The 18045-nt window shown below is 40.2% G+C and carries 12 protein-coding genes; 4 read left to right on the forward strand and 8 right to left on the reverse strand.

Annotated features, from left to right (window positions below; all coding sequences use genetic code 11):
* Window positions 1-85 precede the first annotated feature (85 nt).
* From PAARA_RS18650 to bcsR, 6 genes are read right to left on the reverse strand one after another with little or no spacing between them, the layout of a single operon-like run.
* Window positions 86-3898 carry a cellulose synthase subunit BcsC-related outer membrane protein gene (locus PAARA_RS18650; RefSeq protein WP_062570493.1) on the reverse strand — a complete coding sequence of 1271 codons (3813 nt, stop codon included), beginning with the start codon at window positions 3896-3898 and terminating at the stop codon, window positions 86-88.
* The gene (bcsZ, locus tag PAARA_RS18655; protein ID WP_062570494.1) at window positions 3889-5004 is read right to left on the reverse strand and encodes a cellulose synthase complex periplasmic endoglucanase BcsZ; all 1116 of its coding nucleotides are present in this window, start codon (window positions 5002-5004) and stop codon (window positions 3889-3891) included. The genes PAARA_RS18650 and bcsZ overlap by 10 nt, the downstream gene beginning before the upstream one ends.
* On the reverse strand, window positions 5004-7253 hold the full coding sequence (bcsB, locus tag PAARA_RS18660; RefSeq protein ID WP_062570495.1) for a cellulose biosynthesis cyclic di-GMP-binding regulatory protein BcsB: 2250 nt from the start codon (window positions 7251-7253) through the stop codon (window positions 5004-5006). The genes bcsZ and bcsB overlap by 1 nt, the downstream gene beginning before the upstream one ends.
* Window positions 7250-9913: a UDP-forming cellulose synthase catalytic subunit gene (bcsA, locus tag PAARA_RS18665; RefSeq protein ID WP_062570496.1), complete on the reverse strand. Its 2664-nt coding sequence runs from the start codon at window positions 9911-9913 to the stop codon at window positions 7250-7252. Before bcsA ends, bcsB begins: the two co-directional genes overlap by 4 nt.
* Entirely contained in the window at window positions 9906-10625 is a 720-nt protein-coding gene (gene bcsQ / locus PAARA_RS18670) for a cellulose biosynthesis protein BcsQ (protein ID WP_062570497.1), read from the reverse strand. Before bcsQ ends, bcsA begins: the two co-directional genes overlap by 8 nt.
* Window positions 10626-10628: 3 nt before the next feature.
* Window positions 10629-10844 (reverse strand): BcsR/BcsP family cellulose biosynthesis protein, encoded by a 216-nt coding sequence (gene bcsR / locus PAARA_RS18675; protein ID WP_062570498.1) that lies wholly within the window; start codon window positions 10842-10844, stop codon window positions 10629-10631.
* A 121-nt stretch (window positions 10845-10965) separates the two neighbouring features.
* Between bcsR and bcsE the strand changes: the two genes are divergently transcribed.
* The 3 genes from bcsE (at window position 10966) to tyrR (ending at window position 16004) form a co-directional block, all read left to right on the forward strand.
* Window positions 10966-12591 carry a cellulose biosynthesis protein BcsE gene (gene bcsE / locus PAARA_RS18680; RefSeq protein WP_167346354.1) on the forward strand — a complete coding sequence of 542 codons (1626 nt, stop codon included), beginning with the start codon at window positions 10966-10968 and terminating at the stop codon, window positions 12589-12591.
* Between the two features lie 169 nt (window positions 12592-12760).
* Window positions 12761-14344, forward strand: coding sequence for a cellulose biosynthesis protein BcsG (bcsG, locus tag PAARA_RS18685; RefSeq protein WP_062570499.1), 1584 nt, complete (start codon window positions 12761-12763; stop codon window positions 14342-14344).
* Window positions 14345-14447: 103 nt separating this feature from the next.
* Window positions 14448-16004, forward strand: a complete 1557-nt coding sequence (gene tyrR / locus PAARA_RS18690) for a transcriptional regulator TyrR (protein WP_062570500.1) — start codon at window positions 14448-14450, stop codon at window positions 16002-16004.
* An 80-nt stretch (window positions 16005-16084) separates the two neighbouring features.
* Here the strand turns inward: tyrR and PAARA_RS18695 are convergent, their stop codons facing one another.
* Window positions 16085-16573, reverse strand: a complete 489-nt coding sequence (locus tag PAARA_RS18695; protein WP_062570501.1) for a hypothetical protein — start codon at window positions 16571-16573, stop codon at window positions 16085-16087.
* Between the two features lie 109 nt (window positions 16574-16682).
* On the opposite strand from PAARA_RS18695, the gene PAARA_RS18700 reads away from it, so the two are divergent.
* A complete protein-coding gene (locus PAARA_RS18700; RefSeq protein ID WP_062570502.1) occupies window positions 16683-17213 on the forward strand; it encodes a thioesterase family protein in 531 nt (176 codons plus the stop codon).
* A gap of 54 nt (window positions 17214-17267) precedes the next feature.
* On the opposite strand, the gene PAARA_RS18705 is transcribed toward PAARA_RS18700, so the two are convergent.
* Entirely contained in the window at window positions 17268-17921 is a 654-nt protein-coding gene (locus PAARA_RS18705; RefSeq protein WP_062570503.1) for an OmpW/AlkL family protein, read from the reverse strand.
* Between the last annotated feature and the right edge of the window lie 124 nt (window positions 17922-18045).

Genomic DNA, 18045 nt, shown 5'->3' on the forward strand with positions numbered 1-18045 from the left:
TCCTAGCTACAAGTGCGCTACAGTATACATAGACCTTCTAGTCAGGGGAAGTGCTTGCGGTAGGTACAGGCCGGAGGTCTTGTATTTAGTAGCTTGCATAAGGTATGACAGGTTTTCCAGGGAAGATTAGCTCACTATAAACAGGCTTAAAGTAGTATCTAAAATAAAGTTGTGCATAATTTGGTTCGTAGAAATCAGCTCTATCAAGATTTAAATAGCCACCAAAAAACCAATGTGGCGTAAAACGATACTCAAAGCTGGCTCCTAGATTGTAAGAAATACCACGACTAGTGTCTTCTTCAAAATAAGGTACAACCCCCGTTATAGCTGTTTGTGCTTCAGCTTGTGCTTGCAAAACAGGATCATTAGGGAAAAATTCAATTTCATCGGTGGTTGTAGTTGACCAAGATACGCCGCCACGTAAACGATAAACAAAATTATGGCCAATGCGTTGATCATAAATGACTGGCAGTGAAGCGCCTAAATAGCTTTGCGGGCTGTAATAGCCACCATGTCCCCAGGTTTCTTCACTTAAATTGTGTTTATATGACCAATGTAATAGGTTTAAACCAATGCTCAGCTCTTTATTTCTTTGTCGAATATACCGATAGTAACTGCCACCCATTAAACTGTAGCTTTGATTATCTTTGACGTTTTTACCGGTTAAAAGCTGGTAGTTGGTGCTTCCCCAAAAGCCCCAATCTAGCCCTAGATCATGAGATAAGCTCAGTTGCAATTGTGTTGCTCGAACGCCGCCCCACACTTGATTAGTAAAGACATCTTCAAGTCCTGCATAAGATAAAACAGAGCTAGTAATAGGGCGTTTATTGAAGGTGACTCCATAACCGAAATCGCCAAAGCTTCCTTTGTAACTCACACCCCACACGATATCTTCGACTAGAAAGCCAAGTGGAGTCGTGCCGACATCAAAGCGCCATTGCTCGTTCTGCCAAGCAAAGCCAATATCCATGCCTTGCTGTTCGGGTTCAATGCTTAACAGTGGACAGTCAAAGATACAGAGTGCCCCTTGACCATAGCGGCTGCCCGCAAAGGTTTCATCAAAACGGGTTTCTTGACTCGATATTGTCATCGGGTCTAATTTTATAATCCCAGTGCCACCCCAAAGAGGAAAACCTGCTTCGATAGGTGTTGCACCTGCTCCTAAGGTTGACTCATTTTGTGTGCTAGTTTGGCTACTTAAGTTGATAGCGGCTGTAATATACGCTTGTTCTTGTTGTTCAATACGCTGTAATTGGCGTTTCGCATTATTGACATACCATGGGGCGTCATCATCAAGTGTATACAGGCTGTAATACTGCTCATTAGCTAAACGACTATTGATGGTGTTTGCTGCGATTGCCGCTTGATACCAGTTTTTTGCAAGCTGTGTTTGTTGCTTAGTCTCTGCTACAGCTGCAGCCTGATAGTAAAGCTCTTGATTATTATTAGATTTTGCTAACAACTGTTTGGCTAGGTTAAGAGCCGTTGTTTGATCTTCAAATTGGCTAAGTGCCGCCATTAGCTGCTGTTGTCGATAGCTTTCCTGATACGTTACTTGGTTGATTTGCTCTGCAACAATACGATCAGCCAAGGTGTTATTTTGCATCTCACGGCTAAGTGCTGCAATCGTCAGTGCAGTATCGGTGGTGACTGTGTGTCCCATTGCGGTGTGTTGCTGGTAGCGAGAAATAGCGAAACGAGTCTCACCTTGCTCTATATAGGCATTAATCAGTGCTTCATTAAGTTGTGGGTTTTCACTGTACTGATTATCAAGCGCTGTTAATTTTGTTATTCGCGTTTGGCCTTGGTAAAAACGATTAATGTAGTTTATTTGTAGCGCAAGCCATTGCGATTGTTCTGAGTTTGTTGCATTGCTGGGCAGTTGGTAATGACTAAACCACGTATCTACACCTGCTTGATCATCGTTATTAATAAGCAGATCAGCATACGTCATATGCCAATATGGGCTAAGGCTAGAGTCGCGTTTAAGCGCTTTTTTAAGTTGCCTCATTGCGTACTGTTGCTCATTAATTTGGAGCCATTGAGTGGCAAGCTCTGCTTGCATTAATGGTGTTAACGGTTGGGCTTCTAACTCTGTGAGTTTATAAATAATAGTTGCTTTATTGGTGGCAGTATTATTTTCTGCAAGCTTCTCGAGCTTGGTGTTAATACTCAGTTGCTCAGCAAGAACGTTAATTTCATCTGTGCGTGCGTTAGTTGGAATGTAATCCAGTGTCGCCAGCGCGCCTTGATAATCATTGAGCGAACGTAAAAATAACGCATGACTGTATCTGAGTTCTGCATCCAGTGGAAATTGCCACAAGGTTTTCTTATAGAGCGCTTTTGCGTGCTCAACCAACCCCTGTTGTTGGTATACATTAGCGAGATCATAATATAACCAGCTTTGGCGAGGGCTTTGTTTTATTGCCATAAGTAGCATATCTACAGCTTCATCCAGCTTGCCTTTCGCTGTTAAATCATCCGCATTTGTCCGTAATTGCTGGGTTTCTAAAAGCGTATAGTCAGCGGCAATCAGCGCTTGTTGCTGTTTACTTAAGCCATTATAAAATTGATGGCTACGAGCATAGTTACCATCTGCAGCGCTTAAAATAAGCATGGCTCTTAGGGTTGATTGCTGTAATGGATCACTTTTTAGCACATGTTTGTAAAGCTTCATGGCCGTTTGGTAATCGCCGGTAGCTTCGGCAAGTTGCGCACGGTAAAACATGACCGTGTTCGGATTCTCATTGAGGGTATCAGCTAAATCGAGCTTTAATGTTGTACGTTTAAACTCTTTCATAGACATCGCTGATTTTGCTTCGTCTATGTATTGCCAAAAACGCGCCGTATTTGCTAGGCCTTTGAGTACTGTGATGCGATTTGTATCAATACTGTATTTTTCAGCTTTTTTAAAAAAATGATAGGCTTGAGCATTATTGCCTTGTCTAAGATTGAGTAGTCCTAAACTGTTGTATATTTCAGGATCAGTGGGTCGGCCTTTTAGGGCTTTATTGAACAATGCTTCAGCTTTTACAAAACGGCGTTTTTCAAGCTCTACATTGCCTTTTAGCCATGTCTGGTAAGCAGGATCAGCCAGCTTTTCACGTTCAGCTTTATATGCTTTTTTAAAGTCGCTAAATTGCACGTGCCCTTTGCTGCTTTTAGGGTAAGCAGCAAAATAACGTTCATAAGCATGTTCGGTACTTTTGTTCAGAGGCATATCTTCAAGTGCATTTAACCATGCAAATTCAGCCTCAACACTGTATTGATTACTATGAGCATAATGGCTCAAAAGTGTCAGTGCTTCTTTATTTGCAGGATTTTGTTTTAACAGATGACGAGCATAAGCAAGCTCAAAACGACCGCTGTTTGGGTAGCGGTTCATTAATGAGTGGTATCCTCGTAAGGCCTGTTGGTATTGGTTTTCGTCTTGGGCAAGCCAGTTTATATGTTCAAGTTCAAACTCAATATTAGGGTAGTTTGATTTGAACAAGCGATTGTAAATTTTTACAGCATCATTGTATTGCCCTGCGCGTGCGCGTAAACGGGCCTGTGCAATCGTTGCTTTTTCTTCATTACTGACTTTTTCCAGCATTGTTAAGCTCTCCACACAAGGGTGTGCTTTTTGAGTTAGCTTTGCCAATAAGTTACGTGCTTGTTCAGTTTCTTTTCGTGCATACAAAACACGCACCTGTGCACACTGAACTTGGGTGTTTTGGGGGGCGATACTTAACAGTTTTTCTAAGCTGTCAGACATCAGCTGTGTATCTTGCTCAATTTCGCCTAATTGTACTTGGCTAATTAACCAATCAATCGACTGAGTATCAATATCGTTACTTGAAAGCGCAAAGACACTAGGGCTTGCGATAATGACAGCAAGGAGCCACTTTATTGGCATTCAGCGCTCCAATTCGTTATCAAGTTTCCTTCTTTATCAATCTTAAAGCGTTCGTTTAGACTGCTGGTGCCAAACAAGTACAGTACACTGTCATAGTAGCGAGTTGTTGTGAAACGGGTATCCATCATTAATTGCTGTTGCAGTGTGGTTATTAATTGTGATGCTTGCATGGTTTTGAGCATAGGGAGTAAAGCCCCAGTAAAACCACTCGGACCTGTGCCTGATGTTTTCCCTGAAAGAGCATCTGCTTCTAACGGTACTTTCCCCGATTCGATAATATATTCGGCCATAGGCGCGAATTGCTGGATAAGTTCTTTTTTGTAAGTGGCACCATCGGCCATCATACTTACCCAAAGATACACACGAATAGCATTGAAACTGCCTACAGCTGGGCTTCGTTTGTCATGGTAAAAGCCTTTTTCAACACTGTAATTGACCCAATCGGGGCTAAAGCCTTTTGGTGCTGTATTAATCAGCATTTTAGCTGAGTTATCATGTAGCTGTTGCCAAGGTGAATGCGGATAAAGCTCAGCAAACTGCTTTAAAATAAATAACGGCGCATAGCTTGGGTTTAGTTTCCATGAACCTTGCTTCTTAAAGCCACTAGGTCCTGGCAGAAGTGTTAAGCCTAAGTTAGGTATACGGGCAGTTTCTTCGCGAATAATTCGCTCCGCAAGTACTGAGCTTAAAACTGCATAGCGTCTTTCTTGCCATAGTTTTGCGGCTTGCGACAAGGTGTAAGCTATCCATAAATCGGAGTCAGCGGCAGGGTTAGAGTCTAATATTTTGCCTTCCCCTTTTTCAACCCCCCATTGCCATGCAGGTAGACGAGTGCTTAGATCGCCTTCAGAGAGGTGAATTTCTGTCCAATCTAACAGTGAGTCAAAGGTGCTTTTATCATTGGCGACTAAGGAAAAAAATAACGCATATGACTGACCTTCAGAGGTGGTGATATCGAACTGGCTGCCTAAATCAATAACGCGCCCCTGTGGTGAAATAAAGTGTGTTTTAAACGTATTCCATTGTGGCCACGCTGCACACGTTTGCGCTGCAAAAGCTTTACTTATTAGTAAGATACTAATCGCTAAATAAGCCATAAATTTCATTATGCTTTATCTCCTTCAGACAAACGCTTTTGTGTCAGTAACAGAAGTAGTCGCCACAACATGTACGAAATCAGCAGTAATGTAATAATCGATAATATGGCGAGTAAAATGGGTTGATCAGAAAAGTGAAACCAAATCAGCGTATGAATAGGGATATGGCCAACAAAGTATTGCTCATCAGTTTTTATGGTTTTGATTCCCTGACGGTTTATTATGGCTGAGCTACCCATTATTTGAGCTGTTTTCTCTGCGTTCATAAGTACGTCGCTCAATAAACTATATGCACTATTGTCTGAGACGATCATAGAAACGACTGAGCGTTCTGAGTCCAATGGAGATTGGAAACCAGAAATTATTGCTAAGCGGCCTAGACTACTGATATTTAGTTTAATTTTTTCAGAGTTTTCAGTGTCATATGCACCGTTATAGATGGCTTGATTAACAATACGCTGATTGTTATTGATCACAGCACTTAAAGAGCTGTTCTGTGAAAGCTCAGCTAAAAGTGAATCAGGCTTGCCAATGATGATAATGTCTTTATCGGTAAGTTCGTTTTTTGAATTAGGAAATTGAATATCTAAACGGTGGGCTGGATAGCCTGTCATTGCGCCCAAACGGCCTGCAAAGTTGAGTAATAAGCTAATTGCCTCAACAGGGGCGTTGCTTTGCATTATTAACACGCTTTGATGAAGATCTGCGTATTTGGTATAAGGGAAACCGCTATTGGCAAAAGCACGTAAATTAGGCAATGAAATGTAATGATGAAAACCACTCACATCAATGCTAGAGCTGCCATCAATAACACCGAACTCACCGCCTGCTGGAATCGCACTGCACTCTCCTGTTTTAACTAAGGCAAAGTTAAAGTCATAAGTCAGTTGGTTGTTAGTTGTTAAATCAAGCCCCGTTAATTCGAAGTCTTGGTGCGTTTGACTTGGTGTACTTGTTGAAATTAGCGGTAATAGAGTCTGTGTGGTTACATTCTCATTGTGTTTATTATTAAGCGTGAAACCGTCAACAAATTTGCCATTGATAAGCATGTTTAGACGCGACAGCATGCCCTGTTCTACAGGAGTATTGCGGTAATTTAACGTTAATGGGATGCCATTTTCACGCCACGTGAATAAATCGGGTGCAAAGCGAAGATCTAAATTAACAGGTTGACCTCGATAACCTGCTGATTGAAGCTGTGTCGGGTATTCAATAAATTCATCAAATGTAACAGCACGGTCAGAACGGACCCACAATGGCGCATCGTATGCTTTTCGAAGCGGTAAACTATCAATGGCATCAATGGTTGCACTACGTCCTGTCATCACTTTGTGGCCAAACATTAAACCGACCACAGCTTCTTTTAGTTGTGCAGCGTCTTTGCCTAGAATTAGTAACACTTTGGCGTATCTATGTGTTGGACTACTGATAATCTCAACCGTTGGTTTTTCAACATTAGGGTAATTTAATAAGAAGTCTGGTTTGTTTGTATTGGTTGCAAACACTACACTGTGCTCAACAGGCGTTGCATTTATTTGCACTGGAAATCCAGCATAACGCCACTTGGCTTGGGCACCAAAAAAGCTTGAAAGTGCAACGGCTGCCTCAAGCGTCTCTTCATTTGGCTGGGAGGCAAAAATAAAGGGTAAATTAAGCTGAGTGTAATCTCGTTTATCAAAAAAAGGTGCGGGAAAATATTCAAGTAAGCTTTCGAGTGCAAGTGATTGGCGGCCCAGTGTGATGGAACTGCTTTTATCTAATTCAGCCCAAATAGCTTTACTGAAATCATCTTGACATGCCAAGTCATAGTAACCAACTAGCTCAAAACGAATTTGATTAAAATCTTTAATCAGTTTTGGGTTGAGCGGCACGCTATGTTCGGTTTTTACCTTAATTGGATTAGTTTTATCATCAATGGGTAATACGGTTACGAGGTTTTCATTGAAGAAAACTTTTAAATGTGACACGCGGCTAATCAATGAAGGGGAGGGCGTGTATGAAAAGTTAAGCATCAACTGTTTACCCAGCTTGTCTAGTCGGTTTGTAAAGTCGATGCGAGTGCTTTGGCTAACACCGTCTAGCTTAAACTTTTTTAAGCCTAAACGTTCAAAACTTAAGGTTAGGCTCTCTACAGGTGCTTGTTCAGGGTAACCATCATCAAAAATAGCTTTATTAGACAGCGGCTCAGCACCCATAGCCCAGTGTGGCAGGCTCAGTGATATTGCAGCGAGTAATAGTGTTAGTAGTGGTTTCATCATGATGGTGTAAATACTTTTGTTGGTTTTTTAGGTAATAAAGACACGACAAAGTGTAGTACCTTCGTTATAAAATTAATCAAGGGTCTCAACTCACTTGGTGCGTGGAAAATCAAATTCTTAAAGCCTCTGAGGCTAGTATAAAACACTTTCGAAAAACTGTATGAAGGTTTATCGTGTTTAAAGTTTTCTTGCCAATCAAGCCAAGCATCTGCGCGTGAGAATGTGCATTGAATAAATGCTTTTTGTTTTTCTAAATTTAAATCTCTAAGCGTTAAGCCAATCTGCTTATCACGGGTGTTACAGATGTAGGTCGCAAATGAAAACTGCTTAAAGCCACGGCTCATAAGGAGTTCAACTTTATCGTTGACCCGACATAAGTGGCTGTGTTCGGTTTCTAAACCGACTCCGTTGTCTGAATAATCTGTTATTTTAACTTTGATGGTGCGTCCGTTCGCAAGGCGAATTGCGGCAGGGAAGTTAGCTTTTATTCTATGCGAGCTACGTACTTGCTTTGCTTCGGCTGCTACCGCGACTGCTGCGCCTAAGATCACTATATTGTAGCTGGCCCACAACATACTAATTAGCAATACGCCTATATGAGACGTATCACCGAATAATAATCTGATGATGCCATACGCCATACCGATAACGTTTACTAATAACAGTATTATATAGGGCTTTGAAATCATCCAGTCATAGTGGTCAGTACTATTTAATCCGCCTTTTTCAGTGACATTAAACTTACCTTTATTGGGGTTTATAAGTGCAACTGTGGTGGGCTTTAAAATGTACCAGGCTAAAACTGATTCATATACTTCACCCCAGAATGAGTAACGGTATTTCCCTTGAACTCGTGAATTGGTTATTTTCACTTGCAGCAAGGTGGGTACAATATATAAGAAAATAGCGATAAAAGGAGCGTAAATAATTTGTGCGTTCAGGTAGATCAGCGCCAAAGGTGCGGTTAAAAATACAATACGTGGTATTCCCGATAAAAAGTGCAGCATGGCATTGAGATAGCATAATCGTTGGGCAATATTTAAGCCTTTGCCGAGTAATGGATTATCTAAACGAAAAATTTGTGCCATCCCTCGAGCCCAACGGATCCGTTGACCAACATGAGCCGATAAACTGTCAGTGGCAAGGCCGGCAGCTTGTGGAATATTAATATAGGTGGTTTTATATCCGGCACGCTGCATTCTCAGTGCTGTGTGCGCATCTTCGGTGACAGTTTCTACCGCAAACCCGCCAATTTCTTCAAGGGCACTGCGCTTTAATACTGCACAAGAGCCACAGAAAAAGGTGGCATCCCACATGTCATTACCGTCTTGGATCAGACCATAAAATAGCATGTTTTCGTTAGGAATTTTACGATGGTTTTTTAAATTACGTTCAAAGGGATCCGCAGAAAAAAAGTGGTGTGGTGTTTGTACTAAGCACACTTTGCTGTCATTAATAAATTGCCCCATGGTCATTTGTAAAAACGACCGCGCAGGAATATGGTCACAATCAAAAATCGCGATATATTGGCCATTTGTCACTTGCATAGCATGGTTCATATTGCCAGCTTTGGCGTGATTATTATCTGGCCGAGTTAAATAGCCAACGCCAATTTTTTCTGCAAACTCAGCAAACTCGGGGCGTTTACCGTCATCTAGAATATAGATGTTAAGTTTGTCAGCTGGCCAGTCAATACTTTGTGCAGCAATGGTTGTTGGTTTAACCACATTCAACGGTTCATTGTAGGTTGGAATATAGATATCAACAGTTGGCCATGTTGATGTATCTTCACTAAGTGGAATGGGTTTTCTACTTAATGGGTTAATTGTTTGAAAGAAGCCTAAAATTAGTACCAGCCAAGCGTAAGTTTCTGCTAATAAAAGTCCAAACCCTAATGCTAATGCAAGTGGATCTCCCCAGTTGAGTGTTTCTGTGTAACGCCACCATAAATAGCGAGTAGAGGTGGTGACAGACAGGGTGATCATTGCAATTGTTGCCATGTGTCCTTCAACACGACGCAAAGAGTAGGCAACCAACAAAATAAGACTAATAAACACGGCTTGTGCTTCTACACTAAAAGGCACAGTGACAAAAATGGCGACAGCGAATATTAAGAGTGTGAAAAATGTCACTTTTAAGGTGCTATTTTTCCACAGACTTGAAGTGCTTATTTGTTGATACACTTTTGATTTCTGCTGCTTCTTCGTTATAAGCCAAGCTCGCCTAAAAAAGCGCACTAGCTTACTGTCTATCACGCGAACGATACGTGCTGAGCGTATTATCTTACGCCATGTTTTACGCTGCTCTTGGGCAATGTGGGCCTGAGAAGTGGTGGTTGTGTTAAATAAAACCAAGTAACAGCTTTGTAGCACGATTCTAACGCAATTTGATGGCGTTAAAATTGGCTGTGTAACATGGGGATAGAAATATTTTATCGTCTTTTTTATGTTGTTTTTACGGTTTTTATCAAGCCTAAAAAATAGGGATAAAAATAACACTATAAAGGGCATCATGAATGCCCCAAGCAAACTCATCTTATGTTGATTGAAATAACCATGAAATTTAAAAAATACAAAGCGAACAATTCTCTTTGTAAAAATAAGTCCTAAGCATAATTTCATAATACGCTCAGTGTTACTTACCCGAACCTTATTAGTCATTATTACTCGCTCGACTTACCAACCAGCCCGCTAATGTTTCAAAGTCGTCATTGGCAACACTGTAAGGAGCACAATTAATGGCGACATTACGAAATGCTGTTGCTTCTTTTATCACTTCATCTTGGTTGATATACAATGGCGCGAGTAAAGGAAGTTCTGACTGCCATAATTGCAGCAGATCAGATTCAAGCTCAGAGGCAGAGTTAAATCGATTTATTAAAAAGTAATGTTGCCAACGGGAAGTAGCGTGTTTAAGTGCATTTAAGCGCTTATAGATAAAACTGTGACAAATAGCATCGCAGTTTACAATTTCTAGGAAAATATCTTCTTTTCTTGTGGGGTAATCAACCACATCAATATGAGCAGGGCAGTCAAATAAAAACCAGGCGTTTTCAGATTCTTTTAATTGCTCGCAGCTTTCTATGATTGAGGTAAAGTTTAAATTACTGAGGCTAGCACTGCCATAAGGTAAAAATTTAATACCATCATCATCTTGATGGAATTGGCAGCCGGCAGCACGAAAGCTTGAATAATCACTCCAACCTAATTGGTGTTCCCACGATAGACCTAGATGCAAGCCAATATCGCCTTTGGGATCAAGGTCAATAACGTATACGTTTTCGTTAGATTTTCTTAAGGCGCAAGCAAGATTAGCGACAACGGATGTTGTACCTGTTCCACCTTTAATACCTTTTACAAAAACTCTTTTCATTATTTAGTATGTACTTTTGTTAATATTTTTAACTTGTTGTGTATCTTTAACGGATAAAGCGATATCTTTAATTAAAGGATATTTTTCGATTGTTTGGCGATTTTTTTCTACATCAACTATTTCTATATATGTTTGGTTTTTTCCACCAAATTGATGGAGCAAATTGTCAATGTCATATTGAGTTAAAATAGTTGATTTTTTTACTGCATAATCATTCATTTAAAGTATCCGCTACGACAAAACTAGATTTGAAGTGTTTATAAAGCGTGGACATGGGCTGCATTATATATAGAATAGCGGCCAAAACTAGTACTAAAGTATCTTTTTCAAGGGTTTATTGGTGCCTTATTTAAATATTACAGGGTTAATGACAGCCTATTCGGTGTTAAAAAGCAGTGCAAATTATGCACTACTGGCACCTTTAGACAATCAGTTATTAGAGTTAGCTAGGCATATTCTTGCTAATAACAAAGGCTCTGTATTCTTGCTTTCTGAACACGTCGATATGTTCTTTAATAGTGAGCAAGGTGATGTTTTTTATCAGTTATTTGAGCAGGGTCGCTTATATCCATTTTGTTTACACTATGATCCAATTTTAGCAAAAAAATTACATTTTTCACGCCGAGTGATTAATGAGCTAAAACACTATGACGAACTTAAAGGTAGTACAGTTATTGTGCATTTACATAGTGAACGAATTTCAATGCTCAACGAAGCGCAGTTAATAAAAAAGGTAAGTTGTTATCGTGAACTGGCCATATCTCAAAGTGCAACTGTCATCTTTTTAATTTCGGGTGCTGATGTAAGTAGTGTGCGACGACAGTTTTTAGGTATGAATACACTTTTTGATGGCATGATTTTTATGAGTCAAGAAGCCTCAATTCGTACCTTAGAATATGATTTTTGGAGTCACAGCGAAGGGGTTATTGCAGCTAAAAGTGTTAATTTACAGTTGCTTAATAAGCAATTATCGGTGTTTGAGAGTGATGTAGATGCACACGCTGATAAGCGTTCAATGCACCAGGAGCTCGATGAAGATGAAGTATGGGTAGTACGAAGTGCGGTACCACAAGGCACTAAGCTTCCTGCTCTTTACAAAGTTGTTGAAGATAACGACGCACTATATAAAACAGCGCTGACTCGAAAAGCTGCCACGCTGGTTTTTTCAGTAACACGCTACACTGATTTATCTGCTTTAGCACAAGAGTGTTTTTTGCTTCGTAAACAATGCGGGCGTAAATTAAAATTAGTTATTCAGAATGTGGATGGCATTATTCGCCATCAAGATGAGTGTTTGTTTTTAGCCTTGGGTGTAAACCTGATTTTGTATAGCTTTTCGGAGCCATCTAGACTGTTATCACAAATTCAGTCTATACAGGGGTTTCAATTCTCAAGGCCCTTACCCGATTCAATTGATGATGTATTAAAATATAGTGAAAGTGCATTAAGCAAAGGGTATTTACCTATTCTGCGTTTTGCAGAGCAAGTGTCAAAACACAGTGACTCAGCAGCTAACTTAGGTGTTAGTGGGGTGTTGGTCATGTTGCAGCTTTTACCGCGCATTGAAGCGATTCACCCCTTGCATTTATTCCACGTAAAACGAGAGGGGGATCTATTTAGTTATGCCGATGGCTATATCTATTTATATTTGCATGCGTGCCGTGAGCATGATGTCGAAAGTGCAATTAAACACTTGTTTAAATTACAAGTGAGTGATTTCTTTACATCGAAAAATATTATTGCTGATCATTTTTACATACAGCAAGAGTGTCGACGAATTCAACGTGACTACAATCAACAGGAAGTACCAGACTACACAGAGCAATTGAAAGAAAATGTTAGCTATATTTTTGATGCCAAAGTAGCTGATATTACTAATTTAAATACTGAAACCCCTGAATTTAAAAAAGTCATTAGACCGCTATCAACACCTGTTTCAGTTGAATTTAAAAGTGATAAAACATGAGCTTAAACCAGTTTTTAATTACCTTTGTAATCGCGCTAATACTCGGTGTTTTACTCAGTAATGTAGGCAAGGTATTACTAAAAAAAATAGTGCATGTTTATCGAAAACTAACATTCAGGCATGTACTACTGACCCCGTATACTCCCAAAAAGCAGAAAAAGGATACCCAGTGAGGCTCTCAGGTTTAGGTGTTTGGAACTTATATTTCCTTATAAAGTTTTTTCTATATAGTCGTTCAGATATCTCATTTGACTTTTTAGCTAACTTAGCTTTCTTTGCTTTTTTGGCTGTATCTTTTCAGCAGCAATGGTTGACGCGTATTAAGCACATTGTAGGTGTTATCGTGGGCATCGCACTGTTTTATCATGATTCATGGCTGCCCCCGATATCACGATTAACCAAGCAAGCTGGGAATGTTCAAGATTTTAGTTTAGGTTACTTTTTTGAAATAGTCTCACGGGTGGTCAATATTGAGCTAGTTTTGGCATTATTTGTGCTGTGTATAGTGTACTGGTATAGCGCTAAGTGGCTCAGGTACACGAGCTTGTCTGTGCTTGGGTTTGCGTACGCTTATTGGCTGAGTATGTCAGTGCCTAGTGAAGGCTTAAGTACACCGATAGTTGTACAAAACCAGTCCCCTTTACTTGGAGAAAAGACAGCCGCATCAGATGCATCAATAGTTGAAACGCCAGATCAACAATTACAGGCTTTTTATCAGCAGCAAGCACAGTTAAAAACTCAGTTTCCAGCATCTTTCAATGGCCGTCCTTTTGATGTCGTGGTGCTTAATATATGCTCCCTCGCTACGGCTGATTTAAATGCTATTGGTGTTGAGCCGCGTAATCTCTTTAATGATTTTGATATATTGTTCAACGATTTCAATTCAGCTACGTCATACAGTGGCCCTGCTGCTATTCGGCTTTTACGAGCCAGTTGTGGCCAAACCAGCCAAGATAAGCTATTTGAACCTGTTGATAAACAATGTAAGTTGTTCAGTAATCTCGCTGAGTTAGGGTTTAAGACCTCTGTCGCTTTAAACCACGATGGTCATTTTGATGATTTTATTGGCTTAATTAGACAGTATGGGGGGGTCTCAGTTCCTAAACTCGATTTTAGTCAGTTTAGTCCCGCTCAGTATGGGTTTGATGGTAAGCCTATTTACTCTGATGGTGAGGTTTTGTCTGCTTGGTTAAATGAACAAGCAGCAGAACAGTCGCAGCCAAGAGCACTCTATTATAATTCGATTAGTTTACATGATGGTAATCAGTTAGCTGGACGTTCACGCATGAATAGTCTTGAAAGTTATCCTGCTAGGCAGCAAAGGTTGTTCTCAGATATTGCACAGTTTATTTCACGGCTTGAACGTGAAGGTCGAAATGTAATGTTAGTTGTTGTACCAGAGCATGGTGCGGCACTAAAAGGAGATAAGTTACAGTTTGCAGGGCTTCGAGAAATACCCAGCCCAGCGATTGTATCTGTACCGGCTGCTGTTAAGTTTATTGGCCCTGATATAAAGCACAGTGAATTACATGAAGTAGATAAAACAGTGAGTTACTTTGCGTTGTCTGAATTAATTAGTAATGCGATGAAATGGGATGTTTTTTCAGGTGTGGTGAGTGTTCAACGTTTAATTGCCAGCCTACCGAGCGCAGCCAAAGTTGCAGAGAATCAAGACACAGTAATGATGTATATCAAAGGGCAACCTTACATACAATTAGATGGTGCCGAGTGGACTAAATACCCAAACAACTAATGCGTTTGGGTATATTTGTCCAAAAATCTTTACAATAGACTACCCTCGCATGGGGAGTTAGCGTATTATTCGCTTACTATAGGTTCCCGTTCTTTGAGGATGTATGCGTTTAGATATTCACTGTGCCGACCGAATTGGTATCGCCCAAGAGATTCTCAATATTTTGGTTAGTTATCAGGTTGATTTAAAAGGTATCGAAGTAGATTCGGTTAATTGCCGAATGTATGTCAGTTTCCCGCCAATAGAGTTTGAGCAATTTCAAAAGATTATGCCATCAATTCGATTAATTGATGGTGTGAAGGATGTCCGAACAACCGCATTTTTACCTTCTGAGCGTGAGCATAATGAGCTAAATACATTATTAAGAGCCCTGCCAGATGGCGTCATTTCGATTGATGCGAAAGGGTGGGTGCGTTTATGTAATGATGCTGCGTGTCGCGACTTACAGTTGTCTGAAAATGAAGTGATTGGCGCAAACATCAATAATTTATTGAAAGGATTTAACTTTACGCGTTGGCTTGAGGGCAAAGAAGTACTTGGCCAAACAACCCGTGTAGAAGTGGCAGGTGAAGATTTCATTGCTGACATACTACCTATTTCTGTTCCACAAGGAGCTGAGGGAGATGTACTCGCCGGTGCGGTTATAAATATTAAATCACAAAGTCGCTTAGGCCAGCAAGTGAGCGCGTTTCGACGTTATGGTCAAGAAAGTTTCGCGACTATTCATAACTTTAGTACTGCTATGCGTCGTGTGGTTAGAGAAGCGCGCAAGATGGCACAACTTGAAGCGCCGATATTAATTACCGGTGAAACAGGCACCGGTAAAGAGTTGCTGGCACGTGCTTGTCACTATGCATCTAATCGCTCGGTTAAACCTTTTATTGCTTTATCGTGTGCATCTTTACCGGATGACGTCGCTGAATCTGAGCTGTTTGGTTACGCTGGCTATGAAGAAAATGCCGCCCCTAAACGTGGTGTTTTAGAGCAGGCTGATGGCGGTACGGTATTCTTAGATGAAGTTGGCGAGATGTCGACGCAACTACAAACGAAATTACTGCGCTTTTTACAAGACGGTACTTTTCGCAAGGTTGGAGATGAAAACGAAGTAAAAGTGAACGTGCGTATTATTGCAGCGACACAAAAAGATTTACCAGCCATGGTGCAAGAGGGCACATTTAGAGAAGATCTTTATTATCGAATCAATGTACTAACCCTTGAGATAGCACCACTTCGTGATAGAAAGGCGGATGTAGGCCCACTGGCAGAGCACTTTATCCAAAAATATGCACAGCAGAATGGCCACTCAGTGCCTGTTTTATCGGATGATTGTTTAAGCTTTTTGCAAGACTATCCATGGCCTGGCAATGTGCGTCAGTTAGAAAATGCGATTTACCGTGCCGTCTCATTGTTAGATGACAACGAACTTAGAATTGAGCACTTGCAGCTGCCTACATTCACTCATGATCTAGGTTATCTGGAGTCAGACTTTGAAGGAACGTTAGATCAAGCGGTTAAACGCTTTGAGGCCACATTATTGCGAAAATTGTACCCTGCTTATCCAAGCTCCCGACAGTTGGCTAAACGTTTAGGTCTAAGTCATACTGCGGTTGCTAATAAGCTAAGAGATTACGGTATAAATCGTAAAACCGTAAAGGTCTAATACCAATTTCAATATTATCTAATAAACTGGTATATAGAGAAAATCAGCAAGCTGCATTTATTGCGGCTTGCTTTTAAGCCTTATTGTTTTGTGCCCATATCCTTGGTTACACCATCAAGAACAAGGTTACTGATGCCATTATCGTCAAATTTAATGACAATGCTGATGTTATTACGGGCGAAGAAATAATCGCGGTTGTCTAAACTAATAACATAGTTTCCTTTCACTGAATCAGTAAAGTCACGTTTTTTAAGTGTCAGTATGTGTTCACCAATTTGCCAATTAAACCCTTCAAAAAAGCCGTTATTAAACTCTTGAACCCATATCTGTTTTTCATCTTTACTTAATGTAATCGCTACCGAGTAAGATTCAGGGAGTGGCATATCATAAGTTTTGTTGCCAATAGTGAACTTTTCAGCATCTTGTTGCCATGCAAAGCCAAATTCAAACGCTTTTTCTACGCCGGTTGGATAGCTTAATGCGCCTTGCCCTTGGTAGCTAAAATCTGCAAAAGCTGAGTGAGAGAATAAGCTTGCCGCCATTAGGAACACTAAATTTAACAATTTCATTAGATTATTCTTTTTTTATACTGATTTATGCACAGATTAGAGCAGAATATTCGCCTTAGCAATATGCTGTGATACACTTTGGTTATTATCAACTGGTTAGACCTTTACCGTGAATCTCTACTTTCGACTTATCTTATTATTTTTTAAAATTAAACGTAATCGTGATTATCAACAGTTACTCGATACAATTGATATTGATTTCAAAGCCTTACCGAGCGATTGTGATATCAATTTTCACCTAACTAATTCACGTTATTTGGCAATGATGGATATAGCTCGCACTTGGATGACCGAGCGTGTGGGTTTATTAAAACACATAATGAAACGCCGTTGGTTCCCGATCGTTAATGCCACCGCTATCACATACATTCGTGATATCAAGCCAATGCAAAAATACACTGTAAGTACTCGCTTAGTTGGCTGGGATCACAAATACTTTTATATTGAACAAAAGTTTCATTCGGATAGAGGTTTGCACGCAATTGCTTATGTACGCGGCGTTTTTAAACGAAAAAAAGGTGTTGTCAGTGTTGAAGAAATGCTTGAAGTTGCTGGCTTTAAAGGGGTTGCACCTATTTTGCCTGCCGAGGTTATGCACTGGAAAGAAATGCTAGAACAGAAAAAATTAACCAATAAATAAAAAAAGGCCGTAAAGGCCTTTTTGTGCGTATGGGCTTTCACTAAGTGAAAGAAGTTAGAATTTATATTTAACGCCAAACATAGCTACAACAGGGTCGATTTCGACAGTTGATGTAAGTGCTTTTGTGCCATTAGCGTAAACAGTTGCATCTGTATCAATATCAATTAATGCAACCATGCCGTGTAGACCCCAGTTCTCGTTCATCATGTAGTTGAAGCCCGCTTGCGCTGCAAAACCAAATGAGTCGTCTAGTTTCACTTCAACATCATCAGTACCTAGCGTTGCTTTTAAAGCTGCTGATGGTTGCTCATCAAAGAAAGTCGTATAGTTAATACCTACGCCAATAAATGGGCGGAACTTATAAGTTGAGTCTAAAAAGTGGTACTGCGCAATTAAAGAAGGTGGTAGCTGCTTGATGTCTGCAATTTTGTTACCAGCAAGACCGCCAGTACCTTGGATGTCGTGACTAAATGGTGTCGCAGCAACTAATTCAAGTACCCAATTATCATCAAATGCATAGTCGATGGTAAGACCTAATTGTGTATTATCATCGCCACGTAAACCTAATGTCGGTGCTTCGTTTATTTTTGAGCTGTCGTTATCTGGGTTTACATTAATCGCACCCACGTTAACGCTTAAATTTGCGTTTGCAACAGGAGAGAGTGCTAATAATGAAGTCAGTAATGCAATGCTTAATTTAGTTTTCATGCTGTTCTCCACGAACTACTTGTCTTGTTTGGTTGAGGCTATTATTACCGAGCTTGCTAAGACAAAACCTGTTCTAGATCAAAGTTTCAAAAATGTTTGAATAAAGTGAAGCTATTTTTTGATT

This window comes from Pseudoalteromonas arabiensis, from assembly GCF_001550155.1.
GTDB lineage: Bacteria > Pseudomonadota > Gammaproteobacteria > Enterobacterales > Alteromonadaceae > Pseudoalteromonas > Pseudoalteromonas arabiensis.

Bases quoted from the DNA above. Each gene is read 5' to 3' on its own strand.
- tyrR (WP_062570500.1), top strand. From the start codon at position 14,448: ATGCGTTTAGATATTCACTGTGCCGACCGAATTGGTATCGCCCAAGAG.
- PAARA_RS18695 (WP_062570501.1), bottom strand. From the start codon at position 16,573: ATGAAATTGTTAAATTTAGTGTTCCTAATGGCGGCAAGCTTATTCTCT.
- bcsR (WP_062570498.1), bottom strand. From the start codon at position 10,844: ATGAATGATTATGCAGTAAAAAAATCAACTATTTTAACTCAATATGAC.
- bcsQ (WP_062570497.1), bottom strand. From the start codon at position 10,625: ATGAAAAGAGTTTTTGTAAAAGGTATTAAAGGTGGAACAGGTACAACA.
- bcsA (WP_062570496.1), bottom strand. From the start codon at position 9,913: ATGACTAATAAGGTTCGGGTAAGTAACACTGAGCGTATTATGAAATTA.
- PAARA_RS18705 (WP_062570503.1), bottom strand. From the start codon at position 17,921: ATGAAAACTAAATTAAGCATTGCATTACTGACTTCATTATTAGCACTC.
- bcsZ (WP_062570494.1), bottom strand. From the start codon at position 5,004: ATGAAATTTATGGCTTATTTAGCGATTAGTATCTTACTAATAAGTAAA.
- bcsB (WP_062570495.1), bottom strand. From the start codon at position 7,253: ATGATGAAACCACTACTAACACTATTACTCGCTGCAATATCACTGAGC.
- PAARA_RS18650 (WP_062570493.1), bottom strand. From the start codon at position 3,898: ATGCCAATAAAGTGGCTCCTTGCTGTCATTATCGCAAGCCCTAGTGTC.